Origin of the sequence: Williamsia sp., from assembly GCF_036566845.1 — a bacterium.
Taxonomy (GTDB): Bacteria; Actinomycetota; Actinomycetes; order Mycobacteriales; family Mycobacteriaceae; genus Williamsia.
Genome location: NZ_DATCVM010000224.1, coordinates 1 through 17,163 on the forward strand (window position 1 = coordinate 1; position 17,163 = coordinate 17,163).

Annotated in this window: 13 protein-coding genes and 2 pseudogenes; 9 read left to right on the plus strand and 6 right to left on the minus strand. The window is 65.8% G+C overall.

What is annotated here, in order from left to right; all coding sequences use genetic code 11:
* The 6 genes and pseudogenes from VIQ49_RS21630 to VIQ49_RS21655 form a co-directional block, all read right to left on the minus strand.
* Positions 1 to 422, minus strand: a 422-nt coding sequence (locus tag VIQ49_RS21630; RefSeq protein WP_331888520.1) for an AMP-binding protein, incomplete at its 3' end; no start/stop codon positions are given.
* A 58-nt stretch (positions 423 to 480) separates the two neighbouring features.
* Complete coding sequence (locus tag VIQ49_RS21635) at positions 481 to 1,095, minus strand: YbjN domain-containing protein (RefSeq protein ID WP_414731683.1); 615 nt, start codon at positions 1,093 to 1,095, stop codon at positions 481 to 483.
* Positions 1,092 to 2,468 carry a D-inositol-3-phosphate glycosyltransferase gene (gene mshA / locus VIQ49_RS21640; RefSeq protein WP_331888522.1) on the minus strand — a complete coding sequence of 459 codons (1,377 nt, stop codon included), beginning with the start codon at positions 2,466 to 2,468 and terminating at the stop codon, positions 1,092 to 1,094. The genes VIQ49_RS21635 and mshA overlap by 4 nt, the downstream gene beginning before the upstream one ends.
* Entirely contained in the window at positions 2,465 to 3,331 is an 867-nt protein-coding gene (locus tag VIQ49_RS21645; protein ID WP_331888524.1) for an alpha/beta hydrolase, read from the minus strand. Before VIQ49_RS21645 ends, mshA begins: the two co-directional genes overlap by 4 nt.
* An 86-nt stretch (positions 3,332 to 3,417) precedes the next feature.
* Positions 3,418 to 3,972, minus strand: a pseudogene (locus tag VIQ49_RS21650) (arsenical-resistance protein); the annotation flags it as partial.
* 3 nt (positions 3,973 to 3,975) lie between these two features.
* A pseudogene (locus VIQ49_RS21655) lies at positions 3,976 to 4,251 on the minus strand (ArsR/SmtB family transcription factor); the annotation flags it as partial.
* A 148-nt stretch (positions 4,252 to 4,399) separates the two neighbouring features.
* Between VIQ49_RS21655 and VIQ49_RS21660 the strand changes: the two are divergent.
* From VIQ49_RS21660 to VIQ49_RS21700, 9 genes are all read left to right on the plus strand, one after another.
* Positions 4,400 to 5,383, plus strand: coding sequence for a pirin family protein (locus tag VIQ49_RS21660; RefSeq protein ID WP_331888526.1), 984 nt, complete (start codon positions 4,400 to 4,402; stop codon positions 5,381 to 5,383).
* Between the two features lie 56 nt (positions 5,384 to 5,439).
* A complete protein-coding gene (locus tag VIQ49_RS21665) occupies positions 5,440 to 6,735 on the plus strand; it encodes an aspartate aminotransferase family protein (protein WP_331888528.1) in 1,296 nt (431 codons plus the stop codon).
* Positions 6,736 to 8,011: 1,276 nt separating this feature from the next.
* Positions 8,012 to 9,238: a cytochrome P450 gene (locus tag VIQ49_RS21670; RefSeq protein ID WP_331888530.1), complete on the plus strand. Its 1,227-nt coding sequence runs from the start codon at positions 8,012 to 8,014 to the stop codon at positions 9,236 to 9,238.
* Positions 9,235 to 9,840: a TetR/AcrR family transcriptional regulator gene (locus VIQ49_RS21675; RefSeq protein ID WP_331888532.1), complete on the plus strand. Its 606-nt coding sequence runs from the start codon at positions 9,235 to 9,237 to the stop codon at positions 9,838 to 9,840. The genes VIQ49_RS21670 and VIQ49_RS21675 overlap by 4 nt, the downstream gene beginning before the upstream one ends.
* Positions 9,841 to 9,947: 107 nt before the next feature.
* The gene (locus VIQ49_RS21680; protein WP_331888534.1) at positions 9,948 to 10,937 is read left to right on the plus strand and encodes a metal ABC transporter solute-binding protein, Zn/Mn family; all 990 of its coding nucleotides are present in this window, start codon (positions 9,948 to 9,950) and stop codon (positions 10,935 to 10,937) included.
* A gap of 15 nt (positions 10,938 to 10,952) precedes the next feature.
* A complete protein-coding gene (locus VIQ49_RS21685; RefSeq protein ID WP_331888536.1) occupies positions 10,953 to 11,861 on the plus strand; it encodes a metal ABC transporter ATP-binding protein in 909 nt (302 codons plus the stop codon).
* Complete coding sequence (locus VIQ49_RS21690; protein ID WP_331888538.1) at positions 11,858 to 12,751, plus strand: metal ABC transporter permease; 894 nt, start codon at positions 11,858 to 11,860, stop codon at positions 12,749 to 12,751. The genes VIQ49_RS21685 and VIQ49_RS21690 overlap by 4 nt, the downstream gene beginning before the upstream one ends.
* Before the next feature lie 138 nt (positions 12,752 to 12,889).
* Positions 12,890 to 16,345 carry a BTAD domain-containing putative transcriptional regulator gene (locus VIQ49_RS21695; protein WP_331888540.1) on the plus strand — a complete coding sequence of 1,152 codons (3,456 nt, stop codon included), beginning with the start codon at positions 12,890 to 12,892 and terminating at the stop codon, positions 16,343 to 16,345.
* Between the two features lie 163 nt (positions 16,346 to 16,508).
* Positions 16,509 to 17,163: FAD-binding oxidoreductase (locus tag VIQ49_RS21700; protein WP_331888542.1), on the plus strand; the 655-nt coding region annotated here is incomplete at its 3' end.

A 17,163-nucleotide genomic window follows, 5' to 3' on the forward strand; every position in this document is an offset into this window, starting at 1 on the left:
CTCTCACCGATGCCCACCTCGGCTGCCGCGATCTTCGCCTGCTCTTCGAGTTGCGTGATGGTGATGAGCATCGTGGCACCGGAGTCGGTGAGCTGCTTGGCGATGTCCTGCGCTGTGAAGAGCGCGTTGATGGTGGTGGCAGTCGCACCTGCGCGCAAAATGCCATGGAACACAAAGGCAAACGCCGAGGTGTTGGCCGAGAGCAGACCCACCACATCGCCGACACCGACGCCGCGGGCCGCCAGTGCGCCGGCGAACCCGTCGATCCGGGCGATCAATTCGCGGTAGGTGGTGCCCTCGGTGGCGCCGGCATCGATTGCGGCGACCCGATCGAGGTCCTCTTCGCTGATCGTCCCGAACAGCGTGTCGTATATCGACTTCTCCGAGATCTCGACAGGAGGGTAAGGGCTTGTGAAACTCATGACTGTTCGACCTCCGCAGTGTGGTACCTGGCGGTGAACAACCTACCAATGATTCTTGTCAACCTTCGATGGATCCGGATTGTTCGCGATCCGAGGGTTGCGTGACGTTCTCCAGTTCGCCGCCCTGCTTGTCACCGTCGGACCCGTCTCCGGCGAGGTCTTCTTCCCGGATGAGATGCGCAAAACCCTTCAGGTTGTTCAAGGATTCACCGCGCGAGACCCGCCATGCCCACTCGCGCCGGATCGCGGTGACGAACCCGATCTCCAACAGCACGTTGAAGTCACCGTCGGCGGCCTCGAGCGCCTGGCCGAGCAACCGGTCCAGTTCGTCCTCGGTGATCGATTCGGCCGAATGCCTACCGACGAGATAGATGTCGCCGGAATTGTCCAGGGTGTAGGCCATCCCGTACAGGCGGCGATTGCGTTTGAGCATCCACCGGTAGACACCTTCGTGGTTCTCGTCGGGATTGCGGCAGACAAACGCCTCGAGGCGGACCCCGTGCGATCCGGCCGTGAGCAGGACCGTGGTCTTGAGCTTCTTCTCGCCCGGCAACTCGACCACGAAGTGCTCGACGTCGCTACCACCGGAATCCTTGCGGCCGTATGTGAATTCGCGACTCTTGAGGAACTCGTCGACCACAACACCCAGGTCGGAGACAGCTTCAGTGGTCACGCACGTACTCCATTTCGTCGTCCGGAAAAGCGGCGGGCGATCCGGGACAGCGGGCGGGTGTCGGCTTCTGCAACTTCCGCACCGCCCCGGGGTGCCAGCGGGTACTGGCTACGGAACGTTCCGATAGCCCTGCGATAACTGTCGAGCAGTTGGTCCGCGGTGTGATCCCAGGAGAATCCCCGCGCGTGAATCCGCGCGGCCTCGCCCATCGTGATCAGCAGCTCCGGATCGTCGAGCAGGCGCCCGAGTTCGGCGCTCCAGTGGTCGACATCGTGCCCGGACACCAGGACGCCGCTGACACCGTCGTCCACGGCAACACCCAGACCCCCGACATCGGCGGCGATCACCGGCACACCGACCGCCTGCGCCTCGATCGCCACGAGACCGAAGCTCTCCGAATAGCTCGGCACCGCAATTAGATCCGACGCCCGGTAGACACCGGCGAGCCGGTCTGGTGACTGCGGCGGGATGAAGGTCACCGCGGATTCGACACCGAGGTCGCGGGCCAGTTCGATGAGCGAGGTCGGACGCTCCAGGCCTGATCCCGACGGCCCGCCGGCGATCAGGACGCGGAGTTTGCGACCCCCGGACAACCCGCGTCGGATCAGTGGTGCCGCCGCCCGCACCAGGATGTCCGGAGCCTTGAGAGGCTGGATCCGACCGACAAACGTCACGACCACCTCATCGGGATCGATGCCGAGCGACAACCTCGCCTCGGCCCGCGACCCCGGGGTGTAGCAGTCCAGATCCGCACCAGGTGTCACCACATCGATGCGTGAACGGTCCGCGTGATGAATCGAGACAAGTTGCTGCGCTTCGGTTTCGGTGTTCACGATCAAGCGATCGGCTTCATCGACCACCTGTTGCTCACCGATCTGGCGCATCGGGGGTTCCGGCGTGTCACCTTCGGCGAGCGCGGCATTCTTCACTGCGGCCAGGGTGTGCGCGGTGTGAACCAGCGGCACCGCCCACCGGTCGCGGGCCAGCCAGCCCACCTGCCCGGACAACCAGTAATGCGAGTGCACCAGGTCGTAGTACCCGGCGGGGCGTCCGGCCTCGGCCCGGAGCACCCCGGCGGTGAAGGCACACAGCTGGGTGGGGAGATCCCGTTTGTCGAGTCCTTCGAAGGGCCCTGCCACCACGTTGCGGACGATCACACCGGGAGCTGCCGTCATCATCGGCTCATCGGTCGAAGATGTTGCACGCGTGAATATCTCGACCTCGACGCCGCGCTGCGCGAGGCGTTTGGCGGTCTGCCAGACATAGACGTTCATCCCGCCGGCATCGCCGACACCCGGTTGGGCCAGCGGCGAGGTGTGCACTGAGATCAGTGCGACCCGGTGCGGGACGGGTAAATCGTTGGCCGCGTTCACCGCATCGCTCCCACGGTGGCGTTCACGAACTCGTACACCTGCGCGGCGAACCGGGCCGGGTCTTCGACAAAGGGGGCGTGGCCGGCGCCATCCCAATATCGGGTGACGGTGCCCGGGACCAGTGTCTCGACGTGACGTGCACAGGAGATGTCGACCACCGTGTCCGCCGTCCCGTGGATCACCATCACACCCCCATCGAAGCCGGCGAACAGATCGTCATAGGAGGCGGTGCGTGCGAACAGTCCGGCCCGGACCGCGGGAGGGACGGTCAGCGAGATCCCCAGGAATTGCTGTGCGAGAGATCCCTGCTGCGGCGGCACCAGTTCGCCGACAAAGGACTGCAGCGCCGCGGTGGCGACGGCGGGATCCTCCGAATACGCGGCGGGCAGGGCCGCGCGCATGGCAGGCCCGACCCGGCCACCGGCCTCACCGCGACCCATCGACGTGATCGCGCCGACCAGGATCAGTCCGGCAAGATTCCCGGCAGCCGCGGCGGCACCGTCTGCGCGGTGCTGCAGGTGATCACCGACCACCAATCCGCCGTACGACCAGCCGAGCAGGAAGACCGGCTGGTCACCGGTCACCTCGGCGGCCAGGACGGCGGCGATGTCGCCGCCGAAGTCTGCGGCGGTCAGGTGACCGTCCGAGGGCACAAGCGAATCTCCGTGACCGCGCAGGTCGATCGCGATGACGCGGACGTCCCGGGACAGGTTGTCGACCAGCTCGTCACCCCACGATCGCGACGACTGCGCCCAGCCGTGGATCAGTACGACCACCGGGGAATTGTCACCGGGAGAGCCGGTGGTGCGGTAGCCGATCTGGGCGCCGTCGCCCGCGACGACCCGGCCCGTGGAAGTACCCATGGGTCCACCCTAAACGTGTGGACCGATGAGGTTCCGCCTGCGGACTCGCTACTGGTCCGCCCGACGTGTCATCCGGTGAGTTCGGCGATCAGGGATTCGACCACTCCGGCCAGCGCCTGCCCGGACGTCGCACCGTAGGTGGCGATCGCGACCGTGATGGCGAGTTCGAAGTTGTTGCCCGCCGCGGTGAACGCCAGTGTGGTGGTCCGCTGGTAGCCGAGCCCGGCGACCGCTCCGAGCACGAATCCGGCCACCCACATGATCGCGACGTAGACGAGGAGCGGGATCGCGATCCGGACGACGTCGACCGGGTGGGAGGTGATCTGGTCACCCTGCAACGCGAAGAGGATCACGATCGTGAACAGCAGCCCGTACAGCGCCCACGGCCCGAGGCGCGGCAGGAACGTCGATTCGTACCAGTCGCGCCCCTTGATCCTCTCGCCGTAACGCCGGCTCAGGAATCCGGCGAGCAGTGGAATGCCGAGGAAGATCAGCACCGACTTCGCGATCTGCCACGGCGAGGTGTCGATCGTGGTCTGCTCCAGCCCGAGCCAGCCCGGCAGCAGCGACAGGTAGAACCAGCCGAGGACGGCGAAAATGATCACCTGGAACACCGAGTTGATCGCGACCAGAACGGCGGCGGGGTAGTACACCCACGTGCCACGTCGCTCGCAGTCGAGAAGTCGGGCCTGACGAAGGACCCTTCAGATGGTGGGTTGCGACCGATCGAAGGATCCGGAGATGTCGCAGACGCAGGCCTCTCCCCCGGGTGTGTGATGCGATCAGCGACACCAGTCGCAGACGCACCGGATCTCCGAGGGCCTTGAACATACGCGCGAGGTCGCCGCCCCAGTCTCGGTGAGCGGCTCCCGGACCAGCGGTGAGCAGCACGCATCATCCGAGGTCAGTTGATTCGATATCCATCACTATTGACAGACATCGAATCAGAACCGAAGTGAACAACCGGTGGGACAATCCGCTCGGGCGCAGCCCAAGCCCCCGGGAATGAATCGGACCGCGGTCCGGTTATGTCAGATGTACCGCCCACCAGCTACGAAGGAGCCCGTCATGGCAGCCGTGACCGCAGACACCTTGACCCTTCCCCGCATCGCCGCGCCCACCGCCGCCGACACCGAACGTCCCGTTCGGTCGGTGACCACCGGCCCCCGCGGCTACGAGGGCGAAGGTTTTCCCGTCGTTCGAGCATTCGCCGGCGCGTCGAAGGCCGACCTCGATCCGTTTGTCCACATGGACCAGATGGGTGAAGTCGAGTACCAGCCCGGCGAACCGCGGGGAACCAGCTGGCATCCCCACCGCGGTTTCGAGACCGTGACATACATGATCGACGGGCGCTTCCAGCACCAGGATTCGCACGGCGGTGGCGGCCTGATCGCCGACGGCGCCACCCAGTGGATGACCGCCGGATCGGGCATCCTGCACATCGAGACCCCGCCGGCCGAGCTTGTCGAGAGCGGCGGTTTGTTCCACGGCGTCCAGCTGTGGGTGAATCTGCCCGCGGCCGAGAAGATGACCGACCCGGGTTACCAGTCGATCGAGGGGACGGAAGCCACTCTGCTCAGTTCGCCCGACGGCGGCTCGCTGGTGCGCATCATCGCCGGCGACATCGACGGACATGCAGGCCCGGGATCCACCCGAACTCCGATCACATTGGCGCACGCCACGATCGAACCCGGCGCGAAGCTCGACCTGCCGTGGAACCGCGACTTCAACGCGCTGGTGTACGTGTTGTCCGGTCGCGGCACCGTCGGTCCCGTCGACAACCCGATTCAGCAGGGCCAGCTGGCCGTGCTCGGCCCCGGCGACCGGATCTCGATCTCCGCAGCAGCACAACAGGATTCGAACCGGCCCGCGCTGGAGGTACTGCTCCTCGGTGGTCGGCCGATCCGGGAACCGGTGTTCCAGTACGGACCGTTCGTGATGAACACCAAGGCGCAACTGATCGAGGCGATGGATGACTTCAATGCCGGAAAGTTCGGGCAGATTCCACCCGGCGCCCTGATGCCGCATACGTCGGGAACCCGACAGAACTGAGACCTTGATGGGATCGTGGAGCCAATCCGGTTCCACGATCTCCTGGAGGCAACAGCGTGCACGACGCCGAGTTCTGGCCCATCGTCGACAAACACCTGATCCGCTACGGCGGGGCGTTCACACCCCGGATCATCGAGCGGGCCAGTGGCAGCTACGTGTACGACAGCGACGGCAACGCCATCCTCGACTTCACCTCCGGTCAGATGAGTTCTGTTCTGGGACATTGTCACCCCGAGGTCGCGGCCACGGTTGCCGAGTCGATGACCGGCCTCGATCATCTGTTCAGCGGGATGCTCAGCCGCCCGGTCGTGGAGTTCGCCCGGGCCCTGTCCGACACCTTGCCCAGCGGCCTGGACAAGGTGATGCTCCTGTCCACCGGCGCGGAGTCGAACGAGGCCGCACTGAAGATCGCCAAGCTCTACACCGGCAGGTACGAGATCGTCTCATTCGACCGCTCCTGGCACGGGATGACCTCCGGCGCTGCCGCGGCCACATATTCGGCCGGCCGCAAGGGATATGGCCCGTCGATACCCGGCAACTTCACCCTGCCGACCCCCAACGAGTACCGCTCCATCTTCCGCACGGAATCCGGCAACCATGATTGGCAGGGCGAACTCGACTACGGCTTCGACCTCATCGACCAGCAGTCCACCGGCAGCCTCGCCGCCTGCATCGTCGAACCCATCGTCTCCTCGGGCGGTCTCATCGATCTCCCCGTCGGCTACCTCACCGCGCTCAAGGCCAAGTGCGTCGAGCGGGGCATGCTCCTCATCGCCGACGAGGCACAGACCGGACTGGGCCGCACCGGCTCTATGTACGCCTTCGAGCGAGACGGGGTCGTGCCCGACATCCTGACCCTGTCGAAGACACTCGGTGCCGGGCTGCCCGTCGCGGCGGTGATCACCTCCGAGGACATCGAATCCCTTTGCCACGAGCGCGGATTCCTGTTCTTCACAACCCACGTGTCGGATCCGCTTGCTGCCGCGGTTGCCGGCACCGTCCTGAACATCGTGCTCCGCGATGACCTTGCCGCACGGGCCACCACTGCCGGCAAGCGTCTGCGCGACCATCTGCTCGAATTGCAATCCCGGCATGAGGTCATCGGCGACGTTCGTGGCCGAGGCCTCTTCTGCGGCATCGAATTGGTCGCGGACCGCGCCACCAAGGCGCCAGCGGACCGACTGGGCCAGGCGGTCACCGACGCCTGCCTGTCGCGTGGCCTGCACATGAACATCGTCCAGCTCCCGGGCATGGGTGGCATCTTCCGTCTCGCCCCGCCGCTGACCATCAGCGACGCCGACCTCGACCGGGGCATGGACATCCTCGACACCGCCTTGACGGAATCGACGTAACCCACCCGGAGCCGCGCTCTGCAGACGCACTGACCAGAGATGCCCGGCTCGGGGCTCACACTATTCAGTTCTCAAAGATCTTGCAGTACACAGCGATTGCCGTTTTTCTCGGGGTTCTCCGAATATGTCGCCGTAGGTTTGCTGGCCTTGCGGTTCCGGTACTCGCCTGGTTATGCGGCGGCGAGGTCGGAAGTGAGGGTTCGCCGGGCTTCGGACCGCAGCGCCGTTTTGTTGGCGTCGTCAGGGTTGATGAACAATGGATGGCCGTCGGACCCGATGAACAGGCGAAGCCGACAACGCCTCTGCCCGCGGGCCTCGCACACAATCGGTCCGGTCCTCTCCCGACAGGTCTGGGTTGCGTCGGTCAATGTGGCCCAGGCCCTTCACAATCGCATCCACATGCTCACCCGACAACGACCCATCCACCGCATAGGACGTGACCGACGCATTATCATCCAACGCCCCGCCCACCCGGACGTAGCGGTGCGCCACGGCCGGCCACCCCCGCCTGCTGCAACAGCTTGGCCGTGGAACCCTCACCCGTCCGCGTGGCGATCCCCGCGCATCGAGTTCACCGACCAGCCGGAAAAGTATCTGTTCCACACCATGATTGAGACGGATCACCATCACAACCCGCGACGACAACTCGCTGTCGTCACCCGCGACCACAGCCGCATCCCCTGCCAGATCAGACAGTCTGGCGAACATTCCCCCGAAGTCCATGACTCCAAGCTACCGGCAGATCCGGGTTCGCACAAGTGTTCTATCGAAGTATTTCCATTGTGCCGCAATCACTTCCAGCAGAATCAACGAGGCGAACCAGCCAGCCTATCAAGGCGGTCCGACAAAGGGATTTCATCGCCGGAGCGGGCGCCGTTGCCGCCAAGGAGAAAAGGGATCATCCTCGGTATAGCGGTATTTCTCGACACTGTCTGAACCACTTGATATCGCTCCACCGATAGGACTCGGGCGATGAACACGCGAACAACCAGCCGCCCCTGGACCATCGAGCGAACGGTCCCGATGCTTGCCGGCGTCGTGATCCTGGTAAGCCCGGTTCTCGGAACCACCCTCTCTCGACATGGTGGCTGCTCCTCGCTGCGTTGGCGGCGCTCAACCTGCTGCCCTTCGGAACGGTCGGATGGTGTCCCGCGAGTTTGATCATGCATCGCCTCGGACCACCCCGGCAGTGCGAACTGCGCCGAAGGACTCCCCAAAAAGGGCAGTATGTCATTTGGTGGTTGACACATGCCTATTCATGTCTCACGATTGAGACATGTCAACCAAAGTGTCACACGGCGCGGCGTATGAGTTGCGCTCCGGCGACACTTGGCGCGACCCGTGGAAGATGTACGCCGACCTGCGCGATCACGACCCCGTCCACCGCGTTCGCTCGGCCAACCCCGACCACGACTTCTGGGTTCTGACCAGGCACGCCGACGTGTCGCGCGCCGCGGACGACTGGAAGACGTTCACGTCGTCTCAGGGACTCACCACCACCTACGGCGAGCTGGAAAGCATCGGGCTGGCGGACAACCCACCGATGGTGATGCAGGATCCGCCGGCCCATACGAACTTCCGCAAGCTGGTGTCCCGCGGGTTCACGCCCAAGCAGGTCACCGAGGTCGAACCCGCCGTTCGAGAGTTCGTCCGCGCAAAGATCGCCATGCTGGCCGAGGCGGGATCCGGCGAGATCGTCACCGACCTCTACAAACCGTTGCCTTCGATGGTTGTTGCTCACTACCTCGGTGTCCCCGAATCGGATCGGGTGGCATTCGACGGATGGACCGAGGCGATCGTCGGCGCCGACACCTCCGACCTGAGCAAGGCCGGCGACACCGCGACAGCCGCAGTACTCGAGATGATGGCCTACTTCGGGACGCTCATCGAGTACCGGCGCACACACCCAGGAGAGGACACGATCTCCCATCTGGTGAAGGCAGGCGTAGGCGAGGACGACAGCACTGAGGGGTTGCTGTCGATCCTCGCCTTCACCTTCACCATGGTTGCCGGCGGCAACGACACCACCACCGGAGTACTCGGCGGCGCCACCGAATTGCTCGCTCAGAACCCCGGACAACGGGCGGCGCTGGTGGAGGATCCGGGCCTCATCGGCGACGCGGTCGACGAGTTCCTGCGGCTCACCTCGCCTGTCCAGGGCCTGGCCCGAACCACCACGGCCCCGGCGACATTCGGTGATCACACCATTCCTGCCGGGCGCAAGGTCTTGCTCTGTTACGGCTCGGCCAATCGGGATCCGCGAGCGTTCGGTGACAATGCCGACCGTCTCGACGTCACCCGCCGCCCGCGGCAGATCCTGACATTCAGTCGCGGCGCCCACTACTGCCTCGGCGCCGCGGCGGCCCGGATGCAGGCCCGGGTCACACTCACCGAACTGCTGGCCCGATGCCCTGAATTCACAGTTGATCCGGAATCGATCACCTACGCACCGGGCAACTACGTGCGCCGGCCGACCACCATGCACCTGACAGTCGGCCCATGAGCCGGAAGTCGGCGACAACCGCCGGGCCGACGCAATCGCCGGATTGGCTCGGCGCCAACCGGACCGAGACCGCCGCCTCCCGCATCCTCGATGTCGCCGGCGACATGTTCGTCACCCACGGGGTCACCGCGGTGAACATGAATCAGATCGCAACGGCTGCCGGATGCTCTCGCGCGACGCTCTACCGCTACTTCGCGTCACGCTCGGAACTGCACCTGGCGTACGTCGAACGACAGGCCCGCCGGCTGTCGACCGAGGTCTCCGCATCCATCTCCGACATCACCGATCCCGGAGACCGCATCACCGAGGGAATCCTGACGGCGGTGGCCGGGGTCCGCGCCGATCCGGTGATGCGCAGCTGGTTCAGCCCGGAAGCAGCCGGCCTGGCCGGCGCCATGGGTACCGCGTCCGAGCCGGTCAACAAGGCAGCCATCGCATTGATCACCGCGGGCACCGACACTCCTGAGTCCGAGCTCACCCTCGAGGCCAGGTTCATCGTCCGAATCGTCATATCGTTGCTGATGACACCTGGTTCCGACGCGGCCGAGGAACGAGCGATGGTGACCCGATTCGTCACGCCAGCGATCCTGCAAAAGCACTGATTTTCACAAGTTGTCGGTAACGGTTATCATTAGCATCTGTTAGATGGCTCCGCGCGATACTGCCCCCCGCGCGGAACACACCATCCATTGATGCGAAAGGTTCTCCCATGGCAACCTGGTCCCGAATCCTGGGGGTCACCGCCGCCCTCACCCTGGCCGTCGGCGTGGCCGCCGGCTGCTCGTCCGACAACAGCGGGACGACCTCGGACGGCAAGGTCGCCGTGGTCGCATCAACCAACGTCTGGGGTTCGGTCGCCGAGGCCGTCGGCGGAGAGCACGTCGACGTGACCTCGCTCTACACCTCACCGGACGGCGATCCGCACGAGTTCGAGGCCAACGCCAAGGACACCGCCAAGGTGGCCGACGCCGGTGTGGTCGTCCTCAACGGCGGTCACTACGACGCCTACATGGAAACCGCACCGAAGAACTCCGACGCCATCGTGATCAACGCCTTCGACATCATGGAAGGTGACGAACACAGCGGCGAGGAACACAGCGGCGACGGACATGACGCCGGCCACGAGGAAGACGACCACAGTCACGCTCCCGGCGCGGTCAACGAGCACGTCTTCTACAACCTGCCGGTCGTCGGCGAGGTCGCGAACAGCATCGCAGATGCGTTGGCGGAGAAGGACAGCGCCAACGAACAGTACTTCCGCGACAATGCCGCGGCGTTCAACAACCAGATCAACGAGTTGCGTGGCCAACTGGCGGCGATCGAGGCCTCAGACCCCGGCGCGAAGGTTGCGCAGACCGAACCGCTGGCCGGATACCTCCTGGCCGAGGCCGGCCTCGAAGACGTCACCCCCGCCGGACTGCAGGATGCGGTCGAGGCCGGACAGTCACCGTCGGCGCGCGACGTCGCCGCGACCCAGGAACTGATCTCCAGTCGCGGGGTGCGTGCGTTGATCTACAACACCCAGGCCGTGGACGACGGCACAAAAGCCCTGATCGCGATCGCCGACGGTGCCGGCGTGCCGGTTGTCGACTTCACGGAGACATTCCCTGCCGGAGTCACGGACTACATCGAATGGCAGCGGGCTAATGTTGAGGCGCTGACGTCTGCCCTGGCGGCCAGCGCAACCAGCACTCCCTGATGAGGCAGTCCACACATGATCCAGCCCGAACCGGCAACCGTGCCGCCGTCAAACGCAGCTGACCACGCTGCCGATGGCCTGAAAACCGTGCATCAAACCGCAGGCCGGGGGGCCGCGGTCACGATCACGGGTGCCCGATTGTCGTTCGGCCGCCGCGTCCTGTGGGATCACTTCGACCTCACGGTGGCGCGCGGTGAGTTCATCGCCATCCTCGGTCCCAACGGTTCGGGCAAGACGTCGCTGCTGAAAACCCTTCTCGGCAAATACACTTTGGACACCGGCAGCGTGACCGTGGAGGGTCGCGGACTGCGCAGCGGAGACAGCAACGTCGGATACATCCCGCAGCAACAGACCCACGACGAGGGTGTGCCACTGCGCGGCCGGGACCTCGTCGGCCTCGGTGTCGACGGCCAGGCCTGGGGCCTGGGCCTTCGGAATCGCAAGCGCCGCAACGCCCTTGTGGACGATGCCATCGCACAGGTCGACGCCCGCGACTTCGCCGACGCGCCACTCGGTCTGCTCAGTGGTGGTGAACAGCAACGTCTTCGGGTCGCGCAGGCACTGTCCGGCAATCCTGCGGTGCTGCTCTGCGACGAACCGCTGCTGAGCCTGGATCCGGCGAACCAGAGTCGCGTAGCAGCGCTCATCGACCGTCGCCGCCGCGATCACGGCACAGCGGTGCTGTTCGTGACCCACGAGATCAATCCGATCCTGCCGTATGTCGACCGGGTCGTGTACCTCGTCGACGGGCGTTTCCGGATCGGCACACCCGCCGAGGTCATGACTTCGGAGACACTGAGCGAGCTCTATCAGACGCGCGTCGACGTGCTGCGGGTCCAAGACCGGCTCGTGGTTGTCGGGGCCGACGAGTCGGCCTGCCACGGTGACCATTCGTCCACACCGTCGACCGAGGTACCCGAGTGAGCCGCAGCTGGTCCGACTTCTTCGATTTCGCCGAGACCGCAGATCTTCTCTCGTATGGCTTCGTGCAACAGGCGCTGCTCGCCACCGCCCTGCTCGGCATCCTCGGTGGGGTCCTCGGCCCGATGGTGGTCAGCCGGCAGATGGCGTTTGCCGTGCACGGCACAGCAGAACTGACGTTCACCGGTGCGGCCGCCGCGCTGTTGCTCGGGATCAGTGTGAATCTCGGCGGTCTGATCGGTGCCGTCATCGCCTCGGTGATCTTCGGTCTCCTGGGAAACCGCGTGCGCGAACGCGATTCGGTCATCGGTGTGGTCATGGCCTTCGGCCTCGGATTGGGTGTGCTGTTCATCGCCTTGTACGGACGCACCGGCACCGGCTTCAACCTGCTCACCGGCCAGGTCGTGACCGCCGGAGCTCAGGGTGTCGAGGCGGTGGTCATCACAACCGTCGTGGTGGTCATCGTGATGGCGATCATCTACCGTCCGTTGCTCTTCGCCAGCACCGATCCTCGGGTGGCCGAAGCCCGCGGTGTCCCGATGCGGCTGCTGTCCGTGGTCTTCGCGGTCCTGCTCGGTGCCGCGGTGGCGCAGAGTGTCCAGATCATCGGTGCCCTGCTGGTGATGTCGCTGATCATCACACCCGCCGCCGCGGCGATGCGGGTGTCGTCCAATCCCACCGTCGTGCTCGGGCTGTCGATCCTGTTCGCGGAGATCGCCGCGATTGCCGGCATCATCTTGTCGCTGGCCCCGGGATTGCCGCCGTCGGTGTTCGTCACGTCGATCTCGTTCGCGATCTACATGGTGTGCCGGGTGGTCGGCGCACGACGTTCCCACAATGCCGGCCGCCGAACATCGGCTCCGGATACCGACCGGACCCTCGCCAAGAGTTAGCGCAATCGCCAGAATTTAGACCGATTGAACGTTTCGTCGAACGCACCCGTCACCTAAGCTCGGTTCAACCGCTCAGCGACCAGGCCGGGTCCACACCGAGCGGACCGGTGTGTGTCGGGCGTGTGGTGAAGGGCGGGTATGCGCTACCAGGTACTCGGACCACTCGAAGTGATCCGGGATGAGAACGGCAGCGGGATCAGGGTCGATCTGGGCTCCCCCAAACAGCGGATCATCTTGGCCATCCTGCTGATCCACCGCGGCAAAGTGGTGTCGACGGACCGGCTGTGCGACGCGCTGTGGGGCGACGACGCACCCCCGAGCGCCACGTCAAGCCTGCAGGCATACATCTCCAATCTGCGCCGCGCGCTCCGCAATGACGCGGGTGCCTCCCCGATCCGGAGACAATCCACCGGCTACATCCTCGATGTCGCCGACTCCGACGTCGACGTCAGCGAGTTCGGAGTCCATGCGGCCGAGGCCCAGCAGCATTCCGACAACGAAGAGTGGGCATCAGCGCTCGAATCCGCGGATCAGGCGTTGACGTTGTGGCGGGGGCAACTGCTCGACGGGCAGGGCGACGAGGACTGGGTGCGTACCGAGGCCGCCGGGCTCGAGGAGATCCGCAGCGGCAGCCTGGAGAACCGGATCACCGCACTACTTGCGCTGGGCCGGCTGTCGCAGGCCCTGGCCGACGTGGTCGCGCTGCGCAACCGGCAGCCGTACCGGGATCACAGCTGCTGGCTGCACATGCTCGCACTGCATCGGGCCGGACGATCCGCAGAAGCACTCGACGTCTTCAGCGACCACACCCACCGACTCGACACCGACCTGGGTCTGGAGCCGAGCACCGAACTCCGCGATCTGCAGGGCGCCGTCCTCCGCCACGACCCCGAGCTGATCGCCTGGCCACGCAAACCGACCTGGTCCGGTGCCGGTGAACTCCGCGCACCCGACCACGCGCCCTCCCCGATTCCCGCCGATGCGAAAGTCCCGACACCCCGCGGGCTGGTCGGACGGGTTCGCGAACTCGACGACATCGACAAGGTGCTGAACGACGTACTCGCCGGCGACACCCGCTGGCTGATCTTCATCGGCCCTCCCGGGATCGGCAAGACCCGGCTTGCCGACGAGGCCGCGCACCTCCTGCATTCGGCGGGCGGACGGGCCGTGTGGGCCCGTAACCCGGAAGAAGGTGCGCCATCGTGGTGGCCGGCCCGGCAGCTGGTCGCATCCCTCGGCTCCGACCCCGGCGAGGTCTTCGTCACCACCGGCGACGTCGACGCCGACACCGCCCGCTTCACCGTGTACGACCGGGTGCAGCGGATCATCGAACAAGAAAGTGAGACAAGCCCTCTCGCAGTCATCGTCGACGATGTGCAGTGGGCGGATTCGATGTCGGTCGGCGCACTCGCCTCCATGGCGACCGCAGTTCACCGGCAGCCGATCGCATTTGTGATCACGCTTCGCGAAGGCGAGCACAATCCGGCGATAGGCCGGCTGCTCAGCGCGGTCGCCCGGGGTATGGGCAACCGGCAGATCGTTGTTCCCGAACTCGACGAAGCCGAGGTCGGCGCTCTGGCCAACGAGATCGCCACCGAAGAGCTGACCCCCGACGAGGTGACCGGCCTGGCCAAGCGCACGGGCGGAAATCCGCTGTTCGTCTCCGAATACGCCCGGCTGCCTGCCGGCGAACGCAGTGCCGGCGAACTCCCCGTCGCCGTCCGGTCGGTGCTGGGCCTGCGGCTCGCCGGACTGGATCCCGCTGTGCTGCAGATCCTCCGGATGGCGGCGGTCATCGGTGACCCCATCGACATCGTGCTGCTGTCGCGCGCCACCGGACTCGACATCGACGCCCTCGCCGATCACCTCGACGCCGCCGCCGACGAACGCATCGTCACCGCCACGCCGGGCAGTGACAGCTACGTCTTCGCCCATGGCCTGCTGCGCGAAGAGGTGCTGGCTCAGACACCGACACTGCGGCGCAAGCGTGCGCACGCCAAGGTCGCCGAGATCCTGTCCGACGCAGAGGGATCGGACGCGCTCGGGAAACGCGCGCAGCACCTGATGACCGCACTCCCCCTCGTCGATCCCGAGCTTGCCGTCGACGCGTGCACCGCGGCAGCGGAAACCTCTGCCGCCCAATGGCATTCAGAGGTCGCCGCGTACTGGTGGCAGCAGGCCCTGACGGCATACGCACTGTTACCGCCGGCCGAACAGGTCGACGAACGACGTGACGAACTGACCGTCCTGCTGCTCGAAGCGCTCTCGCGGGCCGGAAAAGGGCAGACGGTCCTGCAGACCGTCGAGGCTGCGCTCACGGCGGCCATCGCCGCCGAGAAGCCCTCCACGGTGGGCAAACTCGCCGGCTCACTGTTGCGATCGGGAGGCGGCTGGCCGTGGGTGTCGCCGGCCGAGGATCCCGCGCCGCTGCTGGCGCTGCTCACCCGCGCCGAGAAAGCCGTCGCCGACGACCCCGCCGAGCGCGCGCAGGTCCTGGGCGCACTGAGCGTCGGTCACAGCTATCACCCGGACCCGACCATCGCCCCGGAGTTGATCCTGCGGGCAGAGGGATTCGCGGCGTCCACCGGCGATCCCGACATCATCGCCGAAGTGATGATGGCCCGGCTGATCACGTTCTCCGGCGTCGCCACGCATGCGCGGGAAACCGTCGCACTGATCGATTCGCTCCTGGCGCTCAATCATCGCCAGGCGCGTTTCGACGCGGTCATCGCCCACTCGATCGGGACGATGGCCACCTTCACCCTCGGTGACGTCGACGCGGCGCGGACCCATCTGCGGCTGGCCATCGCGGGCAGCGAGGAGCTGAATCTGCCGATCCTGCGCGCCCAGCTGCGCTGGATGGAAGTCGTGGTCGCGGTGTGGATCGGGGATTTCGAACGGGCACAACAACATCAGGCGATCGCCAAGCGGGTCCACGAACAAACCGAGCTGTACGTGACCGGGCAATCCGACATGTCGCTGATGTCGCTGAGCCGCGAACTCGGACGCATCACCGAGATCAGTGCCGACCGGGCCAAGGAGACGATCACCGGCGTGGCCGCCAGCACCGAGGACACCAACATGCTCGGCGTGATCGCTGCCGGTACGGCCGGAATCCCCGGTGCACCGGTGGATCGAGCGCTGGCAGCCGCCCTGATCGCCCAGAGGCAGGCCACGTGCGGTGCACATGTGTGGCACACGCTCGGTCACGCCGTGGCGCTCGCGCACGTGGTCGCCGACTTCGAATTGACCGAGTACGCAGAAGAATTCATCGCCGAATTGGAACCCTTCGCTGACCACATCGGCCTGATCGGCCAGCTCGGAAACGTCGGCCCCGTGGGGCTGGCACTGAGCCGGTTGTACGTGCTCACCGGCAATCCGACCGCGGCAAGCGAATCGGTCGCGGTGGCAGCGGGTATCGCCGAACGATCCGGTGGCCGGCCCACGCTCCTGCGATGCCGCGTGCTCGATCTGCAGCTCCGCGGCGCCGGCGATCGGTCGGCGGACGAGTTCGACGAACTCGAACGGCAGGCCGAAGAACTCGGGATGGCCGGCGTGCGCAGCGAGTTGCGCCGCCTGCGCACTTCGCACTGATCGGAGGCCTCGATCGGTCGATCGGGTGAACCCCCGCAGGGGCCGGCCCGGTGCGCCCGTCTTCTTGAAACATTCTTGAACGCCGACACCAAGAACATCCCAAGTGCTCGCGCGCATGCTGGCGTCATCAGCTCACGGACTTCTATCGAAGGAACCAAACACGATGACCGTCACCACCTCCAACACAGGTACCGATCCGGTTACCGACCTACGGACGGCCGTCGCCGGCGCGGTTGTCCGGCCCGGAGAGCCCGGATTCGAACGGGCGATCCCGTGGAATGTCGCAGTCCCGACCGACCCGTACGCGGTGGTGTTCGTGGAGTCGGCGGCCGATGTCGCGGCCACCCTTCGCGTCGCCGCGCGACACGGGCTCACCGTGGGCGTCAACGCCACCGGCCACGGCGCCCTTCCGCTCGATCAGGGCACCATCCTCGTGCACACCAGCGCCCTGGACACTCTCGAGATCGATCCCCCAGCCCGGACCGCGACGATCGGTGCCGGGGTGCGATGGACACGGGTCATCGAGGCCGCCGCACCGCACGGCCTGGCCGGGCTTGCCGGTTCGGCACCGGACGCCGGGGTTGTCGGGTTCCTCACCGGCTGCGGCATCGGACCATTCGTCCGCACCGTCGGACTGTCGTCGGATCACGTGCGTGCCTTCGAACTGGTCACCGGCCAGGGCGACATCCTGCACGTCACACCCACCAACCATGCCGAGCTGTACTGGGGACTGCGCGGCGGCAAGGCGACTCTCGGCATCGTCACATCGGTGGAGATCGATCTCCTGCCGATCTCCGAGTTCTACGGCGGGGCACTCT

Excerpts from the sequence above, each read along its gene's own strand:
- VIQ49_RS21695 (WP_331888540.1), top strand. The coding sequence starts at position 12,890 with ATGCGCTACCAGGTACTCGGACCACTCGAAGTGATCCGGGATGAGAAC.
- VIQ49_RS21670 (WP_331888530.1), top strand. The coding sequence starts at position 8,012 with ATGTCAACCAAAGTGTCACACGGCGCGGCGTATGAGTTGCGCTCCGGC.
- VIQ49_RS21675 (WP_331888532.1), top strand. The coding sequence starts at position 9,235 with ATGAGCCGGAAGTCGGCGACAACCGCCGGGCCGACGCAATCGCCGGAT.
- VIQ49_RS21645 (WP_331888524.1), bottom strand. The coding sequence starts at position 3,331 with ATGGGTACTTCCACGGGCCGGGTCGTCGCGGGCGACGGCGCCCAGATC.
- VIQ49_RS21680 (WP_331888534.1), top strand. The coding sequence starts at position 9,948 with ATGGCAACCTGGTCCCGAATCCTGGGGGTCACCGCCGCCCTCACCCTG.
- VIQ49_RS21660 (WP_331888526.1), top strand. The coding sequence starts at position 4,400 with ATGGCAGCCGTGACCGCAGACACCTTGACCCTTCCCCGCATCGCCGCG.
- VIQ49_RS21685 (WP_331888536.1), top strand. The coding sequence starts at position 10,953 with ATGATCCAGCCCGAACCGGCAACCGTGCCGCCGTCAAACGCAGCTGAC.